Origin of the sequence: Citrobacter sp. MGH110 (genome assembly GCF_001037515.1) — a bacterium.
Classification (GTDB): domain Bacteria; phylum Pseudomonadota; class Gammaproteobacteria; order Enterobacterales; family Enterobacteriaceae; genus Citrobacter; species Citrobacter portucalensis.
The window spans coordinates 791,737-812,584 of sequence record NZ_KQ089831.1 but is presented as its reverse complement, the minus strand read 5'-3'; the positions used below and the strand labels follow the sequence as shown (position 1 = coordinate 812,584).

The 20,848-nt window shown below is 51.5% G+C and carries 21 protein-coding genes; 7 read left to right on the top strand and 14 right to left on the bottom strand.

Going from position 1 to position 20,848, the window contains the following annotated elements; translation table 11 throughout:
* Positions 1 to 11: 11 nt before the first annotated feature.
* Positions 12 to 1,172, bottom strand: coding sequence for an efflux RND transporter periplasmic adaptor subunit (locus SK38_RS19890; RefSeq protein ID WP_048236881.1), 1,161 nt, complete (start codon positions 1,170 to 1,172; stop codon positions 12 to 14).
* Between the two features lie 413 nt (positions 1,173 to 1,585).
* Here SK38_RS19890 and envR point away from each other — a divergent pair, with 413 nt between their 5' ends.
* Positions 1,586 to 2,242 carry an acrEF/envCD operon transcriptional regulator gene (gene envR, locus SK38_RS19885; protein ID WP_048236880.1) on the top strand — a complete coding sequence of 219 codons (657 nt, stop codon included), beginning with the start codon at positions 1,586 to 1,588 and terminating at the stop codon, positions 2,240 to 2,242.
* A gap of 46 nt (positions 2,243 to 2,288) precedes the next feature.
* On the opposite strand, the gene SK38_RS24405 is transcribed toward envR, so the two are convergent.
* The 13 genes from SK38_RS24405 to acuI form a co-directional block, all read right to left on the bottom strand.
* Entirely contained in the window at positions 2,289 to 2,453 is a 165-nt protein-coding gene (locus tag SK38_RS24405) for a DUF2556 family protein (RefSeq protein ID WP_003025279.1), read from the bottom strand.
* A gap of 82 nt (positions 2,454 to 2,535) precedes the next feature.
* Positions 2,536 to 3,420, bottom strand: coding sequence for an adenine-specific DNA-methyltransferase (yhdJ, locus tag SK38_RS19875; protein WP_008785971.1), 885 nt, complete (start codon positions 3,418 to 3,420; stop codon positions 2,536 to 2,538).
* Between the two features lie 88 nt (positions 3,421 to 3,508).
* The gene (gene fis / locus SK38_RS19870) at positions 3,509 to 3,805 is read right to left on the bottom strand and encodes a DNA-binding transcriptional regulator Fis (protein WP_000462905.1); all 297 of its coding nucleotides are present in this window, start codon (positions 3,803 to 3,805) and stop codon (positions 3,509 to 3,511) included.
* A 25-nt stretch (positions 3,806 to 3,830) separates the two neighbouring features.
* The gene (dusB, locus tag SK38_RS19865; protein WP_008785970.1) at positions 3,831 to 4,796 is read right to left on the bottom strand and encodes a tRNA dihydrouridine synthase DusB; all 966 of its coding nucleotides are present in this window, start codon (positions 4,794 to 4,796) and stop codon (positions 3,831 to 3,833) included.
* A 298-nt stretch (positions 4,797 to 5,094) separates the two neighbouring features.
* Positions 5,095 to 5,829: a carbonic anhydrase gene (locus SK38_RS19860; RefSeq protein WP_231587330.1), complete on the bottom strand. Its 735-nt coding sequence runs from the start codon at positions 5,827 to 5,829 to the stop codon at positions 5,095 to 5,097.
* A 170-nt stretch (positions 5,830 to 5,999) separates the two neighbouring features.
* Positions 6,000 to 6,881 carry a 50S ribosomal protein L11 methyltransferase gene (gene prmA, locus SK38_RS19855; protein WP_003025221.1) on the bottom strand — a complete coding sequence of 294 codons (882 nt, stop codon included), beginning with the start codon at positions 6,879 to 6,881 and terminating at the stop codon, positions 6,000 to 6,002.
* An 11-nt stretch (positions 6,882 to 6,892) separates the two neighbouring features.
* Positions 6,893 to 8,344, bottom strand: a complete 1,452-nt coding sequence (panF, locus tag SK38_RS19850; protein ID WP_048236877.1) for a sodium/pantothenate symporter — start codon at positions 8,342 to 8,344, stop codon at positions 6,893 to 6,895.
* The gene (locus SK38_RS19845) at positions 8,334 to 8,576 is read right to left on the bottom strand and encodes a YhdT family protein (RefSeq protein ID WP_003828839.1); all 243 of its coding nucleotides are present in this window, start codon (positions 8,574 to 8,576) and stop codon (positions 8,334 to 8,336) included. Before SK38_RS19845 ends, panF begins: the two co-directional genes overlap by 11 nt.
* 107 nt (positions 8,577 to 8,683) lie before the next feature.
* A complete protein-coding gene (gene accC / locus SK38_RS19840) occupies positions 8,684 to 10,033 on the bottom strand; it encodes an acetyl-CoA carboxylase biotin carboxylase subunit (RefSeq protein ID WP_003828838.1) in 1,350 nt (449 codons plus the stop codon).
* Between the two features lie 10 nt (positions 10,034 to 10,043).
* Positions 10,044 to 10,514 carry an acetyl-CoA carboxylase biotin carboxyl carrier protein gene (accB, locus tag SK38_RS19835; RefSeq protein ID WP_003025210.1) on the bottom strand — a complete coding sequence of 157 codons (471 nt, stop codon included), beginning with the start codon at positions 10,512 to 10,514 and terminating at the stop codon, positions 10,044 to 10,046.
* 392 nt (positions 10,515 to 10,906) lie between these two features.
* Positions 10,907 to 11,506, bottom strand: a complete 600-nt coding sequence (gene msrQ / locus SK38_RS19830; RefSeq protein WP_048236876.1) for a protein-methionine-sulfoxide reductase heme-binding subunit MsrQ — start codon at positions 11,504 to 11,506, stop codon at positions 10,907 to 10,909.
* Positions 11,507 to 12,511 (bottom strand): protein-methionine-sulfoxide reductase catalytic subunit MsrP, encoded by a 1,005-nt coding sequence (gene msrP / locus SK38_RS19825; protein ID WP_048236875.1) that lies wholly within the window; start codon positions 12,509 to 12,511, stop codon positions 11,507 to 11,509. It abuts the gene before it with no gap.
* A 119-nt stretch (positions 12,512 to 12,630) separates the two neighbouring features.
* On the bottom strand, positions 12,631 to 13,605 hold the full coding sequence (acuI, locus tag SK38_RS19820; RefSeq protein WP_048236873.1) for an acrylyl-CoA reductase (NADPH): 975 nt from the start codon (positions 13,603 to 13,605) through the stop codon (positions 12,631 to 12,633).
* A 225-nt stretch (positions 13,606 to 13,830) separates the two neighbouring features.
* On the opposite strand from acuI, the gene csrD reads away from it, so the two are divergent.
* The 6 genes from csrD to rng all read left to right on the top strand — a co-directional run bounded on the left by csrD (position 13,831) and on the right by rng (position 20,759).
* Positions 13,831 to 15,771, top strand: a complete 1,941-nt coding sequence (gene csrD, locus SK38_RS19815) for an RNase E specificity factor CsrD (RefSeq protein ID WP_048236872.1) — start codon at positions 13,831 to 13,833, stop codon at positions 15,769 to 15,771.
* A 306-nt stretch (positions 15,772 to 16,077) separates the two neighbouring features.
* Positions 16,078 to 17,121 (top strand): rod shape-determining protein MreB, encoded by a 1,044-nt coding sequence (mreB, locus tag SK38_RS19810; RefSeq protein WP_000913396.1) that lies wholly within the window; start codon positions 16,078 to 16,080, stop codon positions 17,119 to 17,121.
* A gap of 66 nt (positions 17,122 to 17,187) precedes the next feature.
* Positions 17,188 to 18,210 (top strand): rod shape-determining protein MreC, encoded by a 1,023-nt coding sequence (gene mreC, locus SK38_RS19805; protein WP_008785960.1) that lies wholly within the window; start codon positions 17,188 to 17,190, stop codon positions 18,208 to 18,210.
* Positions 18,211 to 18,699, top strand: coding sequence for a rod shape-determining protein MreD (gene mreD / locus SK38_RS19800; protein ID WP_003025196.1), 489 nt, complete (start codon positions 18,211 to 18,213; stop codon positions 18,697 to 18,699).
* 7 nt (positions 18,700 to 18,706) lie between these two features.
* Positions 18,707 to 19,300, top strand: a complete 594-nt coding sequence (locus SK38_RS19795) for a Maf family protein (RefSeq protein WP_008785959.1) — start codon at positions 18,707 to 18,709, stop codon at positions 19,298 to 19,300.
* Positions 19,290 to 20,759 (top strand): ribonuclease G, encoded by a 1,470-nt coding sequence (gene rng / locus SK38_RS19790; RefSeq protein ID WP_003025190.1) that lies wholly within the window; start codon positions 19,290 to 19,292, stop codon positions 20,757 to 20,759. The genes SK38_RS19795 and rng overlap by 11 nt, the downstream gene beginning before the upstream one ends.
* Positions 20,760 to 20,848: the final 89 nt, after the last annotated feature.

Sequence of the window (20,848 nt, the reverse complement as noted above, 5' to 3'; positions counted from 1 at the left end):
GTCCGGTTACCTTATTGGGCTTTCGTGGCAGGGGTTTCGGTATCGGCGGTTGCTTTAACCTGAACGCCTGGACGTGCTTTCTGTAAGCCGCTCACGATAACTTTGTCACCCGGTTGCAGGCCTTCGCTGATGAGCCACTTGTCACCAATAGCTTGTGCGGCAACGACTGCGCGAGACTCAACCTGACTCTTGTCGTTAACGACCATTACGGTGGCATCACCGCGAGGAGTACGCGTTACCCCCTGCTGCGGAACGAGAATGGCATTCGGCTGGACGCCTTCATCAATGCGTGCGCGCACAAACATGCCCGGCAACAGCGTGTGCTGTGGGTTAGGGAACACGGCTCTGAGGGTGATTGAGCCGGTGCTTTCATCAACCGTCACATCAGAAAACTGCAAAGAACCTTTTAGCGGGTATGACTGACCATTTTCCATCACCAGTTCGACAGTACTGCTGGCGCTGTCTTTATGCAGACTCCCTTGTTCAACGGACTGTTTGAGGCGCATAAAGTCGTTACTGGACTGTGTCACGTCGACGTAAATGGGATCGAGCTGTTGAACGGTAGCAAGCTCTGTAGCTTGGCCATTCGTGACTAATGCACCTTCGGTGACGTTAGATTTACCGATGCGTCCGCTAATTGGCGATGTCACTTTGGTATAGGCCAGATTGATACGCGCGCTTTCGACCGCCGCTTTTGCCGCGATCACGGAGGCATCGGCCTGACGAGCATCAGCAATTGCCTGATCGTACTCTTGCTGGCTGATGTACTTGGTGCCAACCAACGGCACATAGCGTTTTACCGTTAAATGCGCGATTGCAGCCGCCGCTTCACTCTTCGCCAGTTCACCTTTGGCGCTGTCATAGTCAGCCTGATAAGTCGCGGGATCGATCTGATAAAGTGACTGTCCGGCTTCAATATCGCTTCCCTCAGTGAAATTCCGTTTAAGCACTATCCCGCTGACCTGGGGACGAACTTCTGCAATTCGGAATGCCGTTGTGCGCCCGGGTAATTCGGTCGTTACGGCTAAAGGAGCCTTTTCGACGACATGGACAGTCACCTGCGGTTCTGCGGGATGAGCTTGTTTTTCTCCCTGATCGTTACAACCGGCGAGTAATGCAGCGGAGACGATGATGAATGAGGGCAGGAGTGAAAACCTGGCATTTTTCGTCATTTCTATTCCTTAAAAAACCGAACGCTCGTTATTAACCGGGTAAAGCAGGGGGCGATAACGCGCACAAGAAAAATAATAGTTGGCTATCCTACAAATTATTAGCTTGCGATGTAAGCAATACTTATTTATGGGCACGATACACGGCACGTAAAAGCAAAAAAAGATTAATCGACAGCTGTTTCATTGTGGTGTTAATAGCAATACTATGATTCGTATAAACACAAATTGAAATAAACATTTGGTTTATGAATATATTTGTTGTTGGTATTCGTTTTGTTTATTCGTGTGCAAAGTCCGTAATAATATTTTTTAGAACTCGTTTAAATAAATGCTAAGTGATACATTTGTTCCGTATCGCAAATATTAGATAAGAAAGTTAATCATTCTCTACTCTACCTCAGACAGTCGGAACCATGGCCAGAAAAACGAAAGCTGATGCCCTCAAAACGCGGCAGCACCTGATAGAAACGGCGATTGTACAGTTTGCCGCACGTGGCGTAAGCAATACGACGCTAAACGACATTGCGGATGCCGCCAGCGTGACGCGTGGCGCGCTCTATTGGCATTTCGAAAATAAAACTCAATTGTTTAATGAGCTATGGTTACAACAACCACCTTTACGCGATCTTATTCAGGACAAGCTAATTGGTCGTTGGGGTGATAACCCTTTACAGCGATTGCGAGAAAAGTTTGTGGTGGGGTTACAATATATTGCAGAGAACCCTCGTCAGCAGGCATTAATGCAGATTTTATATCATAAGTGCGAATTTCATAACGATATGATATCTGAGCAGGCTATTCGCGATAAAATAGGTATCAGCCACCAAAGTATTCGCGATTCTCTCCAACGATGCATAGATGAAAATTTGATTGCCACCAGCTTGGATTTAGACGTTATCATCATTATTTTGCATGGTAGCTTTAGCGGAATAATAAAAAACTGGTTAATGAATCCAGAGAGTTATGATCTGTATGGGCAAGCGCCAGCATTAGTTGATAATGTATTAAAAATGTTAAGCCCGGACGGCTGCGTAATGCAATTAATGCAGAGTGAAAACCAGGTCGGATAGTTTTTACCGCCAGAGGCTGACGGCTGTCGAAGTGTTATCTGAGGTGCTATTCGAGGTCGACGCAGTTGACCAGCTTAAGGGGATTCACTGAGTTCATATTCCGGCACTTGTCGTGCTCTGTTGTCATCAGCTCTATCCATTGGATGAGCAGCGCATCAAAAAGAAAAACGAAGACCGCAAAAACAACCAGCCACCAATACTTGCGAATCATTCCTAAACCCTGTGTATTCATGCCCAAGTGTGCAGGGAATATACACGAAATTTTTAAGCTGAAAAGCAGACTTACAATGCCTTTACTTTGTTGAAAGATCGCCACTCTTTGCCGTCAATCGACTCTTTTTAGACAGGTTTTTTGTCTTACGTTTTTTCACCTTGGCAAGCTCAATTTCTGAAAAATGAGAACCGATACTCAGTCTTCTGAGTCCCATTTTTACGTATTCAGTATTGATCTCAATCCCGACAAACTTGCGACCCAATTCCACGGCGGTAGCTCCGGTGGTGAAGCTGCCGGCAAACGGATCCAGTACCTTGTCATCTGGGTTCGAGGACGCGAGAATTATACGCTCCAGGAGGGCTTTGGGTTTCTGGGTGGGGTGGTTTTCGTATTCGTCCATCAGATAGCGTACGCGTGGGAACTCCCAGACATTGCCCGGCACTTTTTTCTGATTGTAGGGCTGCGGCGGGTTTTTTCTGTAGTCTATTAGCGCGCGTTTAGCGCCAGTTTTGGCTTCAACCAGAATATCGTCACGATTAAATGTGTAGTTTTTCTGATCTTTTACCATCATCAGGATCGGTTCATACATCGAACCAAAGTAATTTTTGGCCTGTACCCCTGAGCTATCGTATGACCACACGATACGACTCTTGATGGTAAAAAGCGGGCGGCATTTGAGGTCGATGTACGGCATGTTCTCCGTACTGTTCATGATGTACATGGTGCCGTGTGGTTTGAGGATGCGATGGCACTCGTCGATGCACTCAAACAACCACGCCAGAAAGGCCTCTTCGTCCCAGGATTCCACCATCCCGTCAAAGTCTTTCCCGATGTTATAAGGAGGGTCAGCAAAAATGAGTTCGACGCTTTCAGACGGCAGTTTTTTCAGTTCAGTTAGCGCGTCACCCAGGATTATCTTTTTAGATTCATCGCCAAAATAGACAGGTTCACATCTCGCGTTCATCGCCAAAGCCTCCCGTGTGACGTCAATAAAAAAGGCGCTTCCCCATGCCGAGTAGCGCCTTTTAAAACAAACATTTAACTGATTAGTATCAGTTCATGCCGTATTTTTTCAGTTTTTTACGCAGCGTACCACGGTTGATGCCCATCATCAGGGCAGCACGGGTCTGGTTACCGCGGGTGTATTGCATCACCATGTCCAACAGGGGCTGTTCTACTTCAGCCAGTACCAGCTCATAGAGATCATTCACATCCTGACCATTCAATTGAGCAAAATAGTTCTTCAGTGCCTGTTTAACCGAGTCACGCAGGGGCTTTTGAGTTACCTGGTCCTGAGAGTTAACGGTAGAAACGGTCAGTACGTCAGAATTTACGCGTTGTTCGAACATAGTTCTGTCAGCTCTTTATTTCTGTTTACGCAAAATTTTCGAAGTATGCCTCCAACGCCGCCAGCTGTTCGCTGGAATCTTCAATGGCGTTGAATGTGCGCCGAAACTGGTCATCCGGAGCGTGTTCCTGGAGATACCAGGATACGTGTTTACGCGCAATTCGGTACCCTTTTGCCTGACCATAAAAGTCGTGCAGTTCCCGAATATGCGCACAAAGCAAGCGCTTCACCTCTGCCAGAGGCAGCGGGGGCAGCAGCTCCCCAGTGTCCAGATAATGCTGGATTTCCCGAAAGATCCAGGGTCTTCCCTGAGCTGCACGTCCTATCATCAGGGCATCCGCCCCCGTATAGTCGAGTACAGCTCTGGCTTTATGCGGGTCAGTAATGTCGCCATTCGCGATAATCGGAATGGAAACTTTCTGCTTAACTGCCCGAATACTGTCGTACTCAGCATCTCCATTGAACAAACAGGCGCGGGTGCGTCCATGAATGGTCAGAGCCTGAATGCCACAGTCTTCAGCCAGTTGGGCAATCTCTACGCAGTTACGGTGTTCCGGAGCCCAGCCGGTGCGAATCTTGAGTGTGACAGGAACGTCCACTGCATTGACGACCTCGGTTAGTATCGATTTCACTAAATCCGGGTACTGCAAGAGGGCTGAACCTGCGAGCTTGCGATTCACTTTTTTAGCCGGACACCCCATATTGATATCAATAATCTGGGCGCCGCTTTCCACGTTAATACGTGCGGCATCGGCCATCTCAACAGGGTCGCTACCGGCAATTTGCACCGTGCGAATTCCTGGCTCATCAACGTGCACCATCCGTAAACGAGACTTATCACTTTCCCAAACCTGCGGGTTAGAAGACATCATCTCGGATACTGTCAATCCTGCTCCCATCTCATAGCACAGCGTCCTGAATGGTCTGTCAGTGATGCCAGCCATAGGTGCTGCGATCAGGCGATTTCTGAGCTGGTATTGTCCGATGCGCATGAGTTAAGAAATGACCATACTGTGACTGCAAGGCGGCGTATATTACGCATTTTTCGCACGAGATGAAAGGCCAAACTTTGACCAATCCACTGAGGTGGATCAATGAATTGCCGTAAATGTGAACGCATGAAAATATTTAATCATATAAATCATCGCATTATAAAAATGTGTCGATTTTATATACACATATAATTTTGCGTAACTTCTCATTTTTTCTTCAGCTGCAGACGGTACTGACAAGATATTCTGCTGAATTAATCAGCAAATTACCTCGTCATTGTGTGATCGCTACCTCATTTTAGTACAGGATCTCGGTATCCCCAGAATAGCTGTCCGTAATCTTGCGTTCATTCAACGGCTGCAGCGGGCGATTGTTTGCCGTCCCAACAATGTAGTGGAATTTATCCATCTGTTCGGCAGAAAGAGCAACAGGCGTTTTCAGGACAGTCCAGGTGACGCCTTCGGTGCAGGGAGGCGTTGTTAACGAACCACGGTAGCGCCAGTAGGTTTTATTGTCGGGTAAAAGCTGGCGGATATCGACCGGCGAGAAGATGGCCATGCTGCTGTCCTCCATGGTTGGAAAGGACTCCCACAAATTTTGAATCGCCTGGTTTGGTTCGCCGATATCAAACATAACCGCCACGATAGCGATGTCTCCGGATTGATTTTTGTGGACCAGCTGCAGCTCCAGCGGATAGGTTTTACCGTTGAGGGTATGTTCGCTCGGGGCATGAAAATCAAATTGTTTTAAATAATAAAGCGTTTCATCAATTTCAATAGAATTAGATGCGTAGCTACTCATCGTTGCTTGCAACGTATGGTTAATGCTCCGAAATCTAGTTGGGCCATCGACGTACTGCATGTTCAGCGCGGGGAGACCGAGTTTACTGGTTGTGGTGGTCTGGATGTCTATGGGGGATTGGTTTATGCCTGTCTGGCACGTTGCATACGCTTTGCTGATTTCTCCCCACCGTGCGGGGCCGTTTTCTTCGGTATATCCCCATGGTACGGCCAGCGTGGTCAGTGGCATCATGCATGCTGCCAGCAAAGTTGTTGTAAAACAGTTGAAACGCATACGTTTACTCAACGAGAATCAATATAAAAAATAACAAAATCAATTGATTATTATATCGCTGAGGAAAGTGTCGGTATGCTGGTCAATTGTCTGAAAATGGCGTGGTCAGATAACCACGCCGGAAGGGATTATTTTTTCTGGCCGGTAATGCGACACCACTCTTCTTTCTCGATAACCGGATCGAGCGTAAAGAGATCGGCATAGGCTTCACAGACGCTTTCCGCCTGGCTGGCAAGAATACCAGAAAGCCCCAGCAAACCGCCCTCAACGGGCAGTACGCTGATTAACGGAGCCAGTTCACGTAATGGGCCAGCAAGGATGTTGGCGACCACCACGTCGGCTTTCATCGCCTCTGGCTGGTCTTTCGGCAGATAAAGCTCCAGACGCTCAGAAACACCATTACGCTGGGCGTTATCACGGCTGGCCTGAATCGCTTGCGGGTCGATATCCACGCCAATGGCTTTCGCCGCACCCAGCTTCAGTGCCGCAATAGCAAGAATGCCGGAGCCGCAGCCAAAGTCGATAACCGTTTTACCGTTAAGATCAAGACCGTCCAGCCATTGCAGGCACAGAGAGGTAGTGGGGTGCGTGCCTGTACCAAACGCCAGACCCGGGTCCAGCATCACGTTGACAGCATTCTCATCCGGGACATCGCGCCAGCTTGGGCAAATCCACAGACGTTCACCAAAGCGCATCGGGTGGAAGTTATCCATCCATTCGCGTTCCCAGTCTTTGTCTTCGAGCTGTTCGATTTTATGCGCGAAGCCTTCACCCAGCAGCGGATGCTGTTCCAGGATGGCAACCACTTCTTTCATGTCGGTTTCTGCATCGAACAAGCCGATAACGTCGGTATCACCCCACAGGCGAGTCTCGCCCGGCAGAGGTTCAAATACCGGCGTATCATGCGTATCCTGGAAAGTAATGGAAACGGAGCCCGCTTCCATCAGCGCATCGCTCAACTCTTCAGCGTTGGCACCGGTCGTGTTCAGTTTCAGTTGGATCCATGGCATGGCAAAACTCTTTATTTATCAGTAGTCAATATGGCGGCTTGCGGGACGACGGAACCGAAACGGTTGCCTATCAAGAAAGCCAGCAAGCTTATCAGTAACGAGGGCACGATTGGGTGGAAGCCCAGGAACTGAACGTTAAAGGTGGCGAGTAGAGCATAAAGCACGCCGCCGACAATCATCGCGCTCAATGCGCCTGACGCGTTTGCCCGCTCCCAATAGAGGCCCAGCACCAGCGGCCACAGGAAGACGGCTTCCAGCCCGCCAAACGCCAGCAGATTCAGCCAGATAATCATCTCTGGCGGTTTCCAGGCGGCCAGCAACAGTAACGCGCCCAGCAGCAGGGTAATCACTGCCGACATGCGTTTCAGCCGGGTTTCGTTTTCCAGCTGTTCCGGGCGAAGGTTCAGGTACAGATCCTTAATGATCGTAGCGGAACTTTGCAGCAATTGGGCATTGATCGTCGACATGATCGCGGCCATGGGCGCGGCGAGAAAAATCCCGGCAGCGACCGGCGGCAGGACTTTGACCATCAGCGTAGGGATTACCAGATCCGGTACCGTCAGGTCAGGGATTACCGCCCGTCCCAGGGCGCCCGCCAGATGCATACCAAACATCAGGATCGCCACCACGATGGTGCCGATGATAATGCCGCGGTGTACCGCTTTACTGTCTTTATAAGAGATACAGCGTACCGCCGTATGCGGCAGGCCAATCACGCCAAAGCATACCAGCACCCAGAATGAGGTCATAAACGTGGGTGACAAAATGTCATCAGCGCCCTGCGGCGAAACCAGTTTAGGATCGATAGTCTGCAGGGTTACCACCGCATTGCTGAGGCCACCGGCAGCATGAACAACGCCGACCAGCAAAACGATAGTACCAATCAGCATCACCATGCCCTGCATGGTGTCGTTCAACACGCTGGCGCGAAAGCCGCCGAACGCCGTGTATAACGCGATGCTGACGCCAAAAATCAGCAGACCGGTTTCGTAGGGGATACCCGCTGCGGTTTCCAGCAAACGTGCGCCGCCAATAAACTGTACGGTCATTGCCCCGACAAACGCGACCAACAGGCTGAGGCTTGCCAGCCATACCAGCAGGCGGCTCTGGTAGCGTGCAAATAGCATATCGTTGAGGGTAACAGCATTATAACGGCGTGCCAGAATGGCGAATTTCTTACCAAGAATCCCCAATGAGAGCCATACGGCCGGCAACTGGATCATCGCTAGCAGCACCCATCCCAGTCCGTATTTGTAAGCGGCACCAGGACCGCCAATAAACGAGCTGGCGCTAATGTAGGTTGCCGTTAGCGTCATCGCTAACACGACGCCGCCCATGGAGCGGCTGCCGAGGAAATATTCATTCAGGAAGGTACCGGTCGATCTCTTGCGCATGGCATAAACTGAGAGACCGAAGACCACCAGAAGATAGGCGACCAGCGGAAAAATAACTTCAAGCTGCATCGTCATCCTCCAACGGAATGTCGCGATAGATAAACTTCACCATCGCCCAGCATAGCACGATAAAAACCAGCGGCGTTAGCAGGCAGGCCATTTCGAACCAGTGCGGTAAGCCGGTAAAACCCAGCGTTGAATCTGGTAAGTAAGCGGCCACTAACCATGTGACCAGATATAAAAGGGTTAGCCACAGCGCCCAGCGCGCCTCTTTATGGGCCTGAACAAAACGAGCGTCCATTTTTTGTCCCTTGTGGATAAAGAAAGCGGGGATTGTACCTTATGGCACGTGCGGGAGGGGAGAAAAACAAAAGGCCGGAATTTCCGGCCTTTTCGGTTAACGCACGCTTACTTTTCCTGAAGTCCGAGTTTTTTCTCCAGGTAGTGGATATTGGTTCCACCGTGCTGGAAGTGCTCGTCATTCATGATACGGATCTGCAGGTCAACGTTGGTTTTGATACCGTCGATGATCAGTTCCTGCAATGCGTTTTTCATACGGGCGATAGCGACGTCGCGGTTTTCGCCATAGCAGATCAGCTTACCGATCATTGAGTCATAGTACGGAGGTACGGTGTAGCCTGCGTAAATATGAGACTCCCAACGCACACCAAAGCCACCCGGTGCGTGGAAACGCGTGATTTTACCCGGGCTTGGCAGGAAGGTGTTCGGGTCTTCGGCGTTGATACGGCATTCTACCGCATGGCCTTTAACCACAACTTCGTCCTGCTTGATGGACAGCGGTTGACCCGCTGCGATGCGCAGCTGCTCTTTGATCAGATCAACGCCGGTGATCATTTCGGTTACCGGGTGTTCAACCTGAATACGGGTGTTCATCTCAATGAAGTAGAACTCGCCGTTTTCGAACAGGAACTCGAAAGTACCCGCCCCGCGATAGCCGATATCAACACACGCTTTCGCACAACGCTCGCCGATGTAGCGACGTAGTTCCGGGGTAATGCCCGGCGCTGGTGCTTCTTCGACAACTTTCTGGTGACGACGCTGCATGGAGCAGTCACGTTCTGCCAGATAAATTGCGTTACCCTGACCGTCAGCCAGCACCTGAATTTCAATGTGGCGTGGGTTTTCCAGGTATTTCTCCATGTAGACCATGTCGTTATTGAAAGCGGCTTTTGCTTCCGCTTTGGTCATGGAGATGGATTGTGCCAGTTCGGCATCGCTGCGCACGACGCGCATACCGCGACCGCCGCCGCCGCCGGAGGCTTTGATGATAACCGGGTAGCCGATGCGTTTAGCATGAGCGCGGTTAGCGTCCATGTCATCGCCCAGCGGGCCGTCAGAGCCTGGGACTGTCGGTACGCCCGCTTTCTTCATCGCGGTGATTGCAGACACTTTGTCGCCCATCAGGCGGATGGTGTCGGCTTTCGGGCCGATGAAGATAAAGCCAGAACGCTCTACCTGCTCAGCAAAGTTGGCGTTCTCAGAGAGGAAGCCATAGCCTGGGTGAATTGCCACCGCGCCGGTGATTTCAGCGGCGCTGATGATAGCCGGGATGTTCAGATAGCTTTTTACGGACGGAGCCGGGCCGATACAGACCGTCTCATCCGCCAGCAATACGTGTTTTAAATCGCGATCCGCACTTGAATGCACAGCGACAGTCTTGATGCCCAGTTCTTTACAGGCACGAAGAATACGCAGGGCAATCTCGCCGCGGTTGGCGATAACAATTTTATCCAACATGTTCGCCTCGTTATTCGATGACGACCAGCGGCTCGTCAAATTCTACCGGTTGACCACTTTCTACCAGAATCGCTTTAACTACGCCGGATTTGTCGGCTTCGATCTGGTTCATCATTTTCATGGCTTCAACGATGCACAGGGTATCGCCCGCATTCACTTTCTGTCCGATTTCGATGAACGCTTTAGCATCCGGGCTCGGGGTGCGGTAGAACGTACCAACCATTGGGGAGCGTACGATGTGACCACTGATTTCCGCTGCTGCCGGAGCTTCCATACTTGGAGAGGCAGTTTGTGCGACAGCGTTAGACAGAGCTGGTTGCTGCATCACTGGTGCAGCATAAGCCTGTTGCATCATCGGAAAACTTGCAGCTGGCGCCGCACGGCTGATGCGTACAGATTCTTCGCCTTCAGAAATTTCCAGTTCGGAGATGCCTGATTCTTCAACCAGCTCGATCAGTTTTTTAATCTTACGAATATCCATGAGTGGGTTCCGTACTCTTTGTTTAGTGAGATTGTGACAGGCGTTTTACCGCCGTCTGTATAGCATTTTTATAACAGTGAGTGACAAGATGCCACGCATCTCAGGCGCTGCACTGGGTGCTGCTGCCATTAAGTGAGATTGCCAGACTTGTTAGTCATTGTGCGGCTATCTTCTGCCATTTTCGGGTAAAAGACAAAATATACCTTCAATATGCGATTGTCACCCTTTCAGCGCCTTAAAAACGCTACCGGGGATAGCAAAGTCGCACATTATAACTATTTCGTAGCAATTGGCAGCTAAATACTGGTCTTATCAGGGAAGATAATCAACCGTTAACATGTAAAGAAAATCGGATCGTCCGTGTTTTGCAACGCACTGCACATATCGTGAAACTACCGCCACCACTGGCGAAACTTCTTGTAACGGCACGCTAACAGCACCGCAGCGAGCGCTGCATAAATAATCGGTTGAGGGGAGATAATTTTTACCGACCACAGATAATGTATGGGTGCCAGGATCGCCACAAGATAGACGAAGTTATGCAAATACTGCCAGTTTTTACCCAGCTTTCGCTGTGCAGCCTGCGTGGACGTTAAGGTGAGGGCGAATAATATGACCCAACTGACAATGCCCAAGGTTAAATAAGGCCGCGTAATTAATTCCCGCCCTAACAACGCCAGATTATTAATGCCCAGTTCCAGTAACGCGTAGCTGGTTAAATGCAGTGTTGCCCAGGCGAAACACCATAGCCCTAACAGGCGACGTGTGCGTATCAATAATGGCTGTTTAGCGTAGCGCGCGAGTGGAGAGACCAGCAAGGTCGCCAGCAAGAATTTCAGAGCTGTCCTACCGGTAAAGTGCTGGATATCTTTGACCGGATCGGCGCTCAGGCCGCCGTGATTTATCGCCCAAAATAGCCAGATAAACGGCAAAAAACCGGCAAGATGCAGGCAAACTTTCAGCCCGGTAATATACTTTGCGGTCAGTCGCACTTAAAAATTCTCCTGCAAATTGAGTCCGCGATACAGTGACGCAACCTCTTCGGCATAGCCGTTAAACATCAGCGTAGGCTGACGCTGTACGTCCAGAATACCGCCAGCGCCAATAAAACGCTCTGTGGCCTGGGACCAGCGGGGATGATCGACATGCGGATTCACGTTGGCATAAAACCCGTATTCATTGGGCGCGGCCAGATTCCAGGTTGTCGGAGGGCGTTCGCGCGTGAGTTTGATACTCACGATCGACTTAATGCCTTTAAATCCATATTTCCACGGCACAATTAAGCGAATGGGCGCGCCATTTTGTGGCGGAAGGGCCTTACCATAAACCCCCACGGTAAGCAGTGTGAGTGGGTGCATCGCTTCATCCAGGCGCAACCCTTCAACATAGGGATACTTCAGCCCGCCGCCAATAAAGCGATCTTTTTGTCCTGGCATTTCCTCCGGTGCGTACAGCGTTTCGAACGCGACATACTTCGCATTGCTGGTGGGTTCCACCTGCGCCAACAGTTTATGTAACGGAAAGCCAATCCACGGCACGACCATTGACCAGGCTTCCACGCAGCGCATGCGGTAAATCCGTTGCTCCAGCGGGAAACGGGTGGTCAAGGTATCGTGATCGAGAGTGAGTGGTTTGGCGACCTCACCACTGATTTTTAATGTCCACGGATCGGTTTTCAGGCTACCCGCGTTGGCTGCCGGATCCGCTTTGTCGAGACCGAATTCATAGAAGTTGTTGTAGCCAGAAACTTTATCCGCTGGGGTTAAAGGAAGCGAATTTTGCCAGGCGGCGGGCTTGCTGAAATCAAGCGGCTTTCCCGCGGGCGCGGGCGGGCGGTCATTACCCTTAAACCAACTCAGAAGGTCAGCCTGCGCAGAGTGGGGTAAAGACAACGCGGCTGCGCTGATCCCTAATGCTTTCAGCACCTGGCGACGCTGCATAAAAAAAGCCGACTCGTCAGTGACGTCGGCTTCTGTAAATGGACGTAATTTCTTCATAACAGACTCCCGGCTTACGCGTCATAACTGACAGGGGACGCGTAGTTAATATGGCAGGGAGTCTGTAGATGTGCCGCGAAATTTCGTTAATTAAGTGTAAATTTCTGCGCCAGGGTCTGTTACTTCACCTTCACCAGCGTACGGCCTTGCACCTGGTTATTGATGATGGCATCGGCGAACTTCGGCGCATCCGCCAGCGTAATTTCCGTTGCCGCCTGAGCATAGAAAGATTCCGGCAGATCCTTAACCAGACGCGCCCAGGCTTCTGCACGGCGTGCCGGCGGGGTCATCACCGAGTCCACTCCTTGCAAACGAACGTTACGCAGAATGAATGGCATCACCGTGGTTGGCAGAGCGAAACCGCCCGCCAGACCGCAGGCGGCAACGCAGCCGCCGTAGTTCATCTGCGCGAGGACTTTCGCCAGAACTTTGTCGCCAACGGTATCCACCGCGCCAGCCCACAGCTGTTTTTCCAGCGGGCGAGATTCAGCAAATTCATCGCGGCCAAGAACACGATTAGCGCCCAGGCTTTTCAGGTAGTCGTGGGTGCTTTCACGACCCGAAACCGCCGCAACCTGATAACCCAGCTTATGCAGTAACGCAACGGCCGTGCTGCCCACGCCTCCGCTGGCACCAGTGACGACAATCTCACCGTCTTGCGGACGAATTCCTGCATCTTCAAGCGCCATGACGCAAAGCATGGCGGTAAAGCCAGCGGTACCGATGACCATGGCTTTACGTCCATCCAGCCCTTTTGGCAGCGCAACCAGCCAGTCGCCTTTCACGCGTGCGCGTTCTGCCAGTCCACCCCAATGATTTTCACCTACGCCCCAACCGGTCAGTAAAACCTCCTGACCCGCATGAAAACGGGGATCTTCGCTTGCTCGCACGGTACCAGCGAAATCGATACCAGGAATCATCGGAAAATTACGAATGATTTTTCCCTTGCCGGTGATAGCCAGGGCGTCTTTATAGTTCAGGCTTGACCAGTGGACATCCACCGTTACATCGCCTTCCGGTAGCTGATTTTCGTCGAGGGGTTGAACGGATGCGAGGGTTTTTCCGTCCTGCTGTTCTAAGATCAAAGCCTGCATAACCTGTCCTCAATTCGTATAGTGGATTGGAAAATTAATAATGAAGACTATACTCGCTAATCAAAACATGATGCCGATTCTGCGCAATAAATTGCCAGATATACCTGATTTGGTAGTATGCCCTCACAGTTTGTATAAATTGGCGGATTTTGCGGTCAGTTTTGCATTTTAGAGTCGATTTATCACTTTCAGGCCTGTTTCATAACTGTCGGAGTTAACACAAGGATGCGATTAACGACGAAATTTTCAGCTTTTGTCACGCTGCTTACTGGGTTAACGATCTTCGTGACTCTGATCGGCTGTTCGCTGAGTTTCTACAACGCTATTCAATATAAGTTCACCACGCGCGTTCATGCGGTCGCGACGGCGATTGATACGCATCTGGTCTCCAGAGATGTCGTTGCGTTAACCCCGCAAATCGATGAATTGATGGTTTCTGTTGATATCGTGCGCATCGAACTGTTGCAGGGCGGAAATGTGGTGTATGACCACTCACGCACCAGCAGCTACCGACCGGCAGGGACAAACAATCTCTACCGCGAGATTACCGTACCGTTGGTCAAGCATCCGGGTATGTCATTGCGTCTGGTTTATCAGGATCCGATGGGTAACTATTTCCATTCGCTACTGACCACCGCACCGCTCACGATAGCCATTGCTTTCATTATTCTGATGCTCTTTTTGTCTGTGCGCTGGCTTCAGCGCCAGCTTTCGGGTCAGGAGCTGCTGGAGATCCGTTCTACGCGTATTCTGAACGGCGAACGTGGACCGAACGTACGGGGAACGGTCTATGAATGGCCTGCGCGTACCAGCAGTGCGCTCGATATGCTGCTGACTGAAATTCAAAATGCCCGCGAGCAACGCAGCCGCCTGGATACGCTGATTCGTTCCTATGTCGCGCAGGATACAAAAACCGGGCTAAGCAACCGCTTGTTCTTTGATAACCAACTGGCCACGCTGCTGGAAGATCAGGAAAAAGTAGGCTCGCATGGCGTTGTGATGATGGTGCGCCTGCCGGACTTTACGCTGCTGCGTGATAGCTGGGGAATCACCCTAGCGGAAGAACAAATCTCGACGCTGATCAATTTGTTGTCGACTTTTATGACGCGCTATCCGGGCGCGTTGCTGGCGCGCTACCACCGTAGCGATTTTGCTATCCTGCTGCCGCACCGTACTCTGAAAGAGGCGGAAAGCATCGCCGGGCAATTATTAAAAGCGGTAGATGCACTTCCGGCTAATAAAATGATCGATCGTGCCGATATGGTTCATATTGGCATTTGCGTTTGCCGCAGCGGTCAGTCGCCGGAGCAAGTAATGGATCATGCCGAAGCTGCCACCCGGAATTCGGTATTGCAGGGCGGAAATAGCTGGTCGGTCTATGATGACTCGCTGCCGGAAAAAGGTCGGGGCAACGTACGCTGGCGAACGCTGATCGAACAGATGCTCAGCCGGGGCGGGCCGAGAATTTATCAAAAGCCTGCAGTAACGCGTGAAGGCCGGGTGCACCATCGGGAGTTGATGTGCCGAATTTTTGATGGCAACGAAGAGGTCATTTCGGCGGAATATATGCCGATGGTCCTGCAATTTGGTCTGGCAGAAGAATATGACCGTTTGCAGATAAGCCGTCTGATCCTGCTTTTGGGCTACTGGCCGCAGGAAAATCTGGCGATGCAGACAACGGTTGAATCGCTTATTCGTCCACGTTTTCAGCGCTGGCTGCGTGATACGCTGATGCAGTGCGAAAAATCATTACGCAAACGCATAATTATTGAACTTGCTGAGGCAGATGTCTGTCAACATATCAGCCGGTTACAGCCCGTCATCAGATTGATGAATGCGCTGGGCGTGCGTATTGCCGTTACGCAGGCGGGGTTAACGCTGGTGAGCACCAGTTGGATCAAAGAGCTTAACGTTGAGTTATTGAAGCTTCATCCAAGTCTGGTGAGGAACATTGATAAGCGAACGGAAAATCAGCTTCTGGTTCAAAGCCTGGTGGAGGCCTGTTCGGGAACACCCACGCAGGTTTACGCCACGGGCGTACGTTCGCGTAGTGAGTGGCATACGCTGACAGAACGCGGAGTTGCGGGTGGGCAAGGAGATTTTTTTGCCGCATCACAACCACTTGACACTAACGTGAAAAAATATTCGCAAAGATACTCGGTTTAACCTGCCGTTTAATTTGTTTTCACGTAGAATAACGCGCGCTGTGCCTTCTGGGGGTGTGCTTGCCTGCTCGCCAGGTTGTAACAGCAAACATGCAGGTGAATGACCTTTGACAGGTTGCAAACAAAAGCGAGGAGTGCTGCTGATTTATTCAGCCCTGATGGACTCAGGCCGGTTTTGTAACAAAGGAAACGAACTGCACTAATTTTCACCGTAGCAGATGATTTTTGCGCCTTGTCGCTGCTGCGTGTGGTTGGTAAAGTAAGCGGATTTTGTTTTCCGCCCCAGCTTTCAGGATTATCCCTTAGTATGTTGAAAAAATTTCGTGGCATGTTTTCCAATGACCTGTCCATTGACCTGGGTACCGCGAATACCCTTATTTATGTAAAAGGACAAGGCATCGTATTGAATGAGCCTTCTGTTGTGGCCATTCGTCAGGATCGTGCCGGTTCGCCGAAAAGCGTGGCTGCAGTAGGTCATGATGCGAAGCAGATGCTGGGTCGTACGCCGGGCAATATCGCTGCAATTCGCCCAATGAAAGACGGCGTTATCGCTGACTTCTTCGTGACTGAAAAAATGCTCCAGCACTTTATTAAGCAAGTGCACAGCAATAGCTTCATGCGCCCAAGCCCGCGCGTACTGGTGTGTGTACCGGTTGGAGCAACTCAGGTTGAACGCCGTGCGATCCGTGAATCCGCTCAGGGCGCAGGTGCTCGTGAAGTCTTCCTGATCGAAGAGCCGATGGCGGCCGCGATCGGTGCGGGTCTGCCAGTTTCTGAAGCAACCGGTTCAATGGTTGTGGATATCGGTGGTGGTACCACTGAAGTTGCCGTTATCTCCCTGAACGGCGTGGTTTACTCCTCTTCTGTCCGTATTGGCGGCGACCGCTTCGATGAAGCCATCATTAATTATGTTCGTCGTAACTACGGTTCTCTGATCGGTGAAGCGACCGCAGAACGTATTAAACACGAGATCGGTTCCGCTTATCCGGGCGACGAAGTGCGCGAAATCGAAGTTCGCGGTCGTAACCTGGCTGAAGGCGTTCCGCGCGGCTTTACCCTGAACTCTAACGAGATTCTGGAAGCCCTGCAGGAACCACTGACCGGTATCGTGAGCGCAGTAATGGTTGCACTGGAACAGTGCCCGCCGGAACTGGCGTCTGATATCTCCGAACGCGGTATGGTGCTGACCGGTGGCGGTGCGCTGCTGCGTAACCTTGACCGTCTGTTAATGGAAGAAACCGGTATTCCAGTTGTTGTTGCTGAAGATCCGCTGACCTGCGTGGCGCGCGGCGGCGGCAAGGCGCTGGAAATGATCGACATGCACGGCGGCGACCTGTTCAGCGAAGAGTAATCGGATGCAGGTTGGGTAGCCCCCGCGGGTTGCCCTTCCGCTCTGATACGAGAATACGCATAGACTATGAAGCCAATTTTTAGCCGTGGCCCGTCGCTACAGATTCGCCTTATTCTGGCGGTGCTGGTGGCGCTCGGCGTTATTATTGCCGACAGCCGCCTGGGTACGTTTAGTCAAATCCGAACGTACATGGATACCGCCGTCAGTCCTTTCTACTTTATCTCAAATGGTCCTCGTGAATTACTCGACGGCGTGTCGCAAACGCTGGCTTCGCGTGACCAACTCGAACTTGAAAACCGGGCGTTGCGTCAGGAACTGCTGCTGAAAAACAGCGAACTGCTGATGCTGGGGCAATACAAACAGGAGAACGCGCGTTTGCGTGAGCTGCTGGGATCGCCATTGCGTCAGGACGAACAAAAGATGGTGACGCAGGTCATCTCAACGGTTAATGACCCTTACAGCGATCAGGTGGTGATCGACAAAGGGAGCGTTAACGGCGTCTACGAAGGCCAGCCGGTTATTAGCGACAAAGGCGTAGTAGGTCAGGTCGTGGCGGTGGCTAAATTGACCAGCCGCGTGCTGCTGATTTGCGATGCGACGCATGCGCTGCCCATTCAGGTACTGCGTAACGATATCCGCGTGATCGCTGCGGGTAACGGCTGCACCGACGATCTTCAACTCGAACACCTGCCAGCCAACACCGACATTCGCGTTGGCGATGTGCTGGTCACCTCGGGTCTGGGTGGACGTTTCCCTGAAGGTTATCCGGTTGCTGTTGTTTCTTCCGTTAAGTTGGACACTCAGCGCGCTTATACCGTGATTCAGGCTCGCCCGACCGCGGGTCTGCAGCGTCTGCGCTATCTGCTGCTGTTGTGGGGTGCCGATCGTAATGGCGCAAACCCGATGACGCCGGAAGAAGTACACCGCGTTGCTAATGAACGTCTGATGCAAATGATGCCGCAAGTTCTGCCTGCACCAGATACCATGGGACCGCCTGCGCCAATACCAGCACCTGCAACAGGCGTGGCTCCAGCGCCCGCAGATACCACGCCGCCACAACCTGCTCCGCGTAAGCCGGGAGGACAGTAAGTGGCAAGCTATCGTAGCCAGGGACGTTGGGTGATTTGGCTCTCGTTCCTTATTGCACTGTTGCTGCAAGTCATGCCCTGGCCGGATGACATTCTGGTTTTCCGGCCAAACTGGGTGCTGCTCATCTTGTTGTATTGGATCCTGGCACTGCCGCATCGCGTAAATGTGGGCACGGGATTTGTGGTGGGTGCCATACTGGATCTCATCAGCGGCTCCACGCTTGGCGTGCGCGCATTGTCGATGAGTATCATTGCTTATCTGGTCGCGTTGAAATTCCAGCTATTCCGAAACCTCGCGCTCTGGCAACAGGCGCTGGTGGTCATGTTGTTATCACTGGTCGTGGATATTATTGTTTTCTGGGCCGAGTTTTTAGTGATCAACGTCTCTTTCAGACCTGAAGTGTTCTGGAGTAGTGTAGTGAATGGTGTGCTTTGGCCATGGCTATTCTTACTGATGCGTAAAGTCCGTCAGCAGTTTGCGGTGCAATAAGGTTGATATGAATACTCTGTATCTTGCTTCAGGTTCTCCACGTCGTCAGGAGTTGCTCGCTCAGCTTGGTGTTACGTTTGAACGACTGGTCCCTGGGATTGAAGAACAGCGGCACCCGCAGGAAAGCGCGCAGCAGTACGTTTCCCGTCTGGCGCGCGAAAAAGCGCAGGCTGGCGTAGCGCTGGCCCAGCGCGATTTGCCGGTATTGGGTGCGGATACCATCGTTATCCTTAATGGCGAAGTGCTGGAAAAACCTCACGACGCCGACCATGCCGCAGCAATGCTGCGCAAACTGTCGGGCAAAACGCATCAAGTTATGACGGCCGTGGCACTGGCCGATCGCCAGCACAGTCTGGACTGCCTGGTAGTGACGGAAGTGACATTCAGAGCACTAACCGATGAGGACATCGCGGGCTATGTTGCCAGCGGTGAACCAATGGATAAAGCAGGTGCATACGGTATTCAAGGGTTGGGTGGCTGTTTTGTCAGGAAGATAAATGGCAGCTATCACGCCGTAGTCGGCTTACCGCTGGTAGAAACGTATGAGTTGCTGACCAATTTTAACGCACTGCGTGAGAAAAGGGATAAACATGACGGCTGAATTGTTGGTAAACGTAACGCCATCGGAAACTCGGGTGGCTTACATTGATGGTGGTATTCTGCAGGAAATTCATATTGAACGTGAGGCGCGACGCGGAATCGTAGGCAATATCTACAAAGGTCGTGTAAGTCGTGTACTTCCGGGTATGCAGGCGGCTTTTGTAGATATTGGACTGGATAAAGCCGCATTTCTTCACGCTTCTGACATCATGCCGCACACCGAATGCGTGGCGGGTGAAGAACAAAAACAGTTCACCGTACGCGACATCTCTGAACTGGTGCGCCAGGGGCAGGATCTGATGGTGCAGGTGGTAAAAGATCCGTTGGGAACTAAAGGCGCACGCCTGACGACGGACATCACGCTTCCTTCCCGTTATCTCGTCTTTATGCCGGGGGCTTCGCACGTTGGCGTATCCCAACGTATCGAAAGCGAAACCGAACGCGAACGCCTGAAAAAAGTGGTGGCGGATTACTGCGATGAGCAGGGTGGCTTCATCATTCGCACGGCGGCGGAAGGCGTATGTGAAGAGGATCTGGCCTCGGATGCTGCCTACCTGAAGCGCGTCTGGACGAAAGTCATGGAGCGTAAAAAGCGCCCGCAAACGCGCTACCAGATGTACGGTGAATTGGCACTGGCACAGCGCGTGTTGCGTGACTTTGCCGATGCGCAGCTTGACCGCATCCGCGTCGACTCCCGTCTGACCTATGAGGCGTTACTGGAATTTACGGCGGAATATATCCCCGAGATGACCAGCAAGCTGGAACATTACAGCGGGCGACAGCCTATTTTTGATCTCTTTGACGTTGAGAATGAAATCCAGCGCGCGCTGGAACGTAAAGTTGAGCTGAAGTCCGGCGGTTATCTGATCATCGATCAAACCGAAGCGATGACCACCGTGGATATCAACACCGGCGCGTTTGTTGGGCATCGTAATCTCGACGACACTATCTTTAATACTAATATTGAAGCAACGCAGGCCATTGCTCGTCAGCTGCGTCTGCGTAACCTCGGCGGTATTATCATTATCGATTTTATCGACATGAATAATGAAGATCACCGTCGCCGGGTGCTGCACTCCCTGGAGCAGGCTCTGAGCAAGGATCGCGTAAAAACCAGCATTAACGGTTTTTCACAGCTGGGCCTGGTGGAGATGACGCGCAAACGCACACGTGAAAGCGTGGAACATGTACTGTGCAACGAGTGTCCGACCTGCCATGGGCGTGGTACGGTGAAAACGGTGGAAACCGTATGCTATGAAATCATGCGCGAAATCGTTCGCGTACACCATGCATATGACTCCGATCGTTTCCTGGTTTATGCCTCTCCGGCGGTGGCTGAAACCCTGAAAGGTGAAGAGTCACATGCGCTGGCGGAAGTTGAGATCTTTGTCGGCAAACAGGTCAAAGTACAAATCGAACCGCTGTATAACCAGGAGCAGTTCGACGTCGTCATGATGTAAATCGTGTAGTGGCACCCGCGCATGTAGGCCGGATAAGGCGCAAGCGCCGTTATCCGGCAATATTCACTCAAGGGGTGTGAGTCATATTT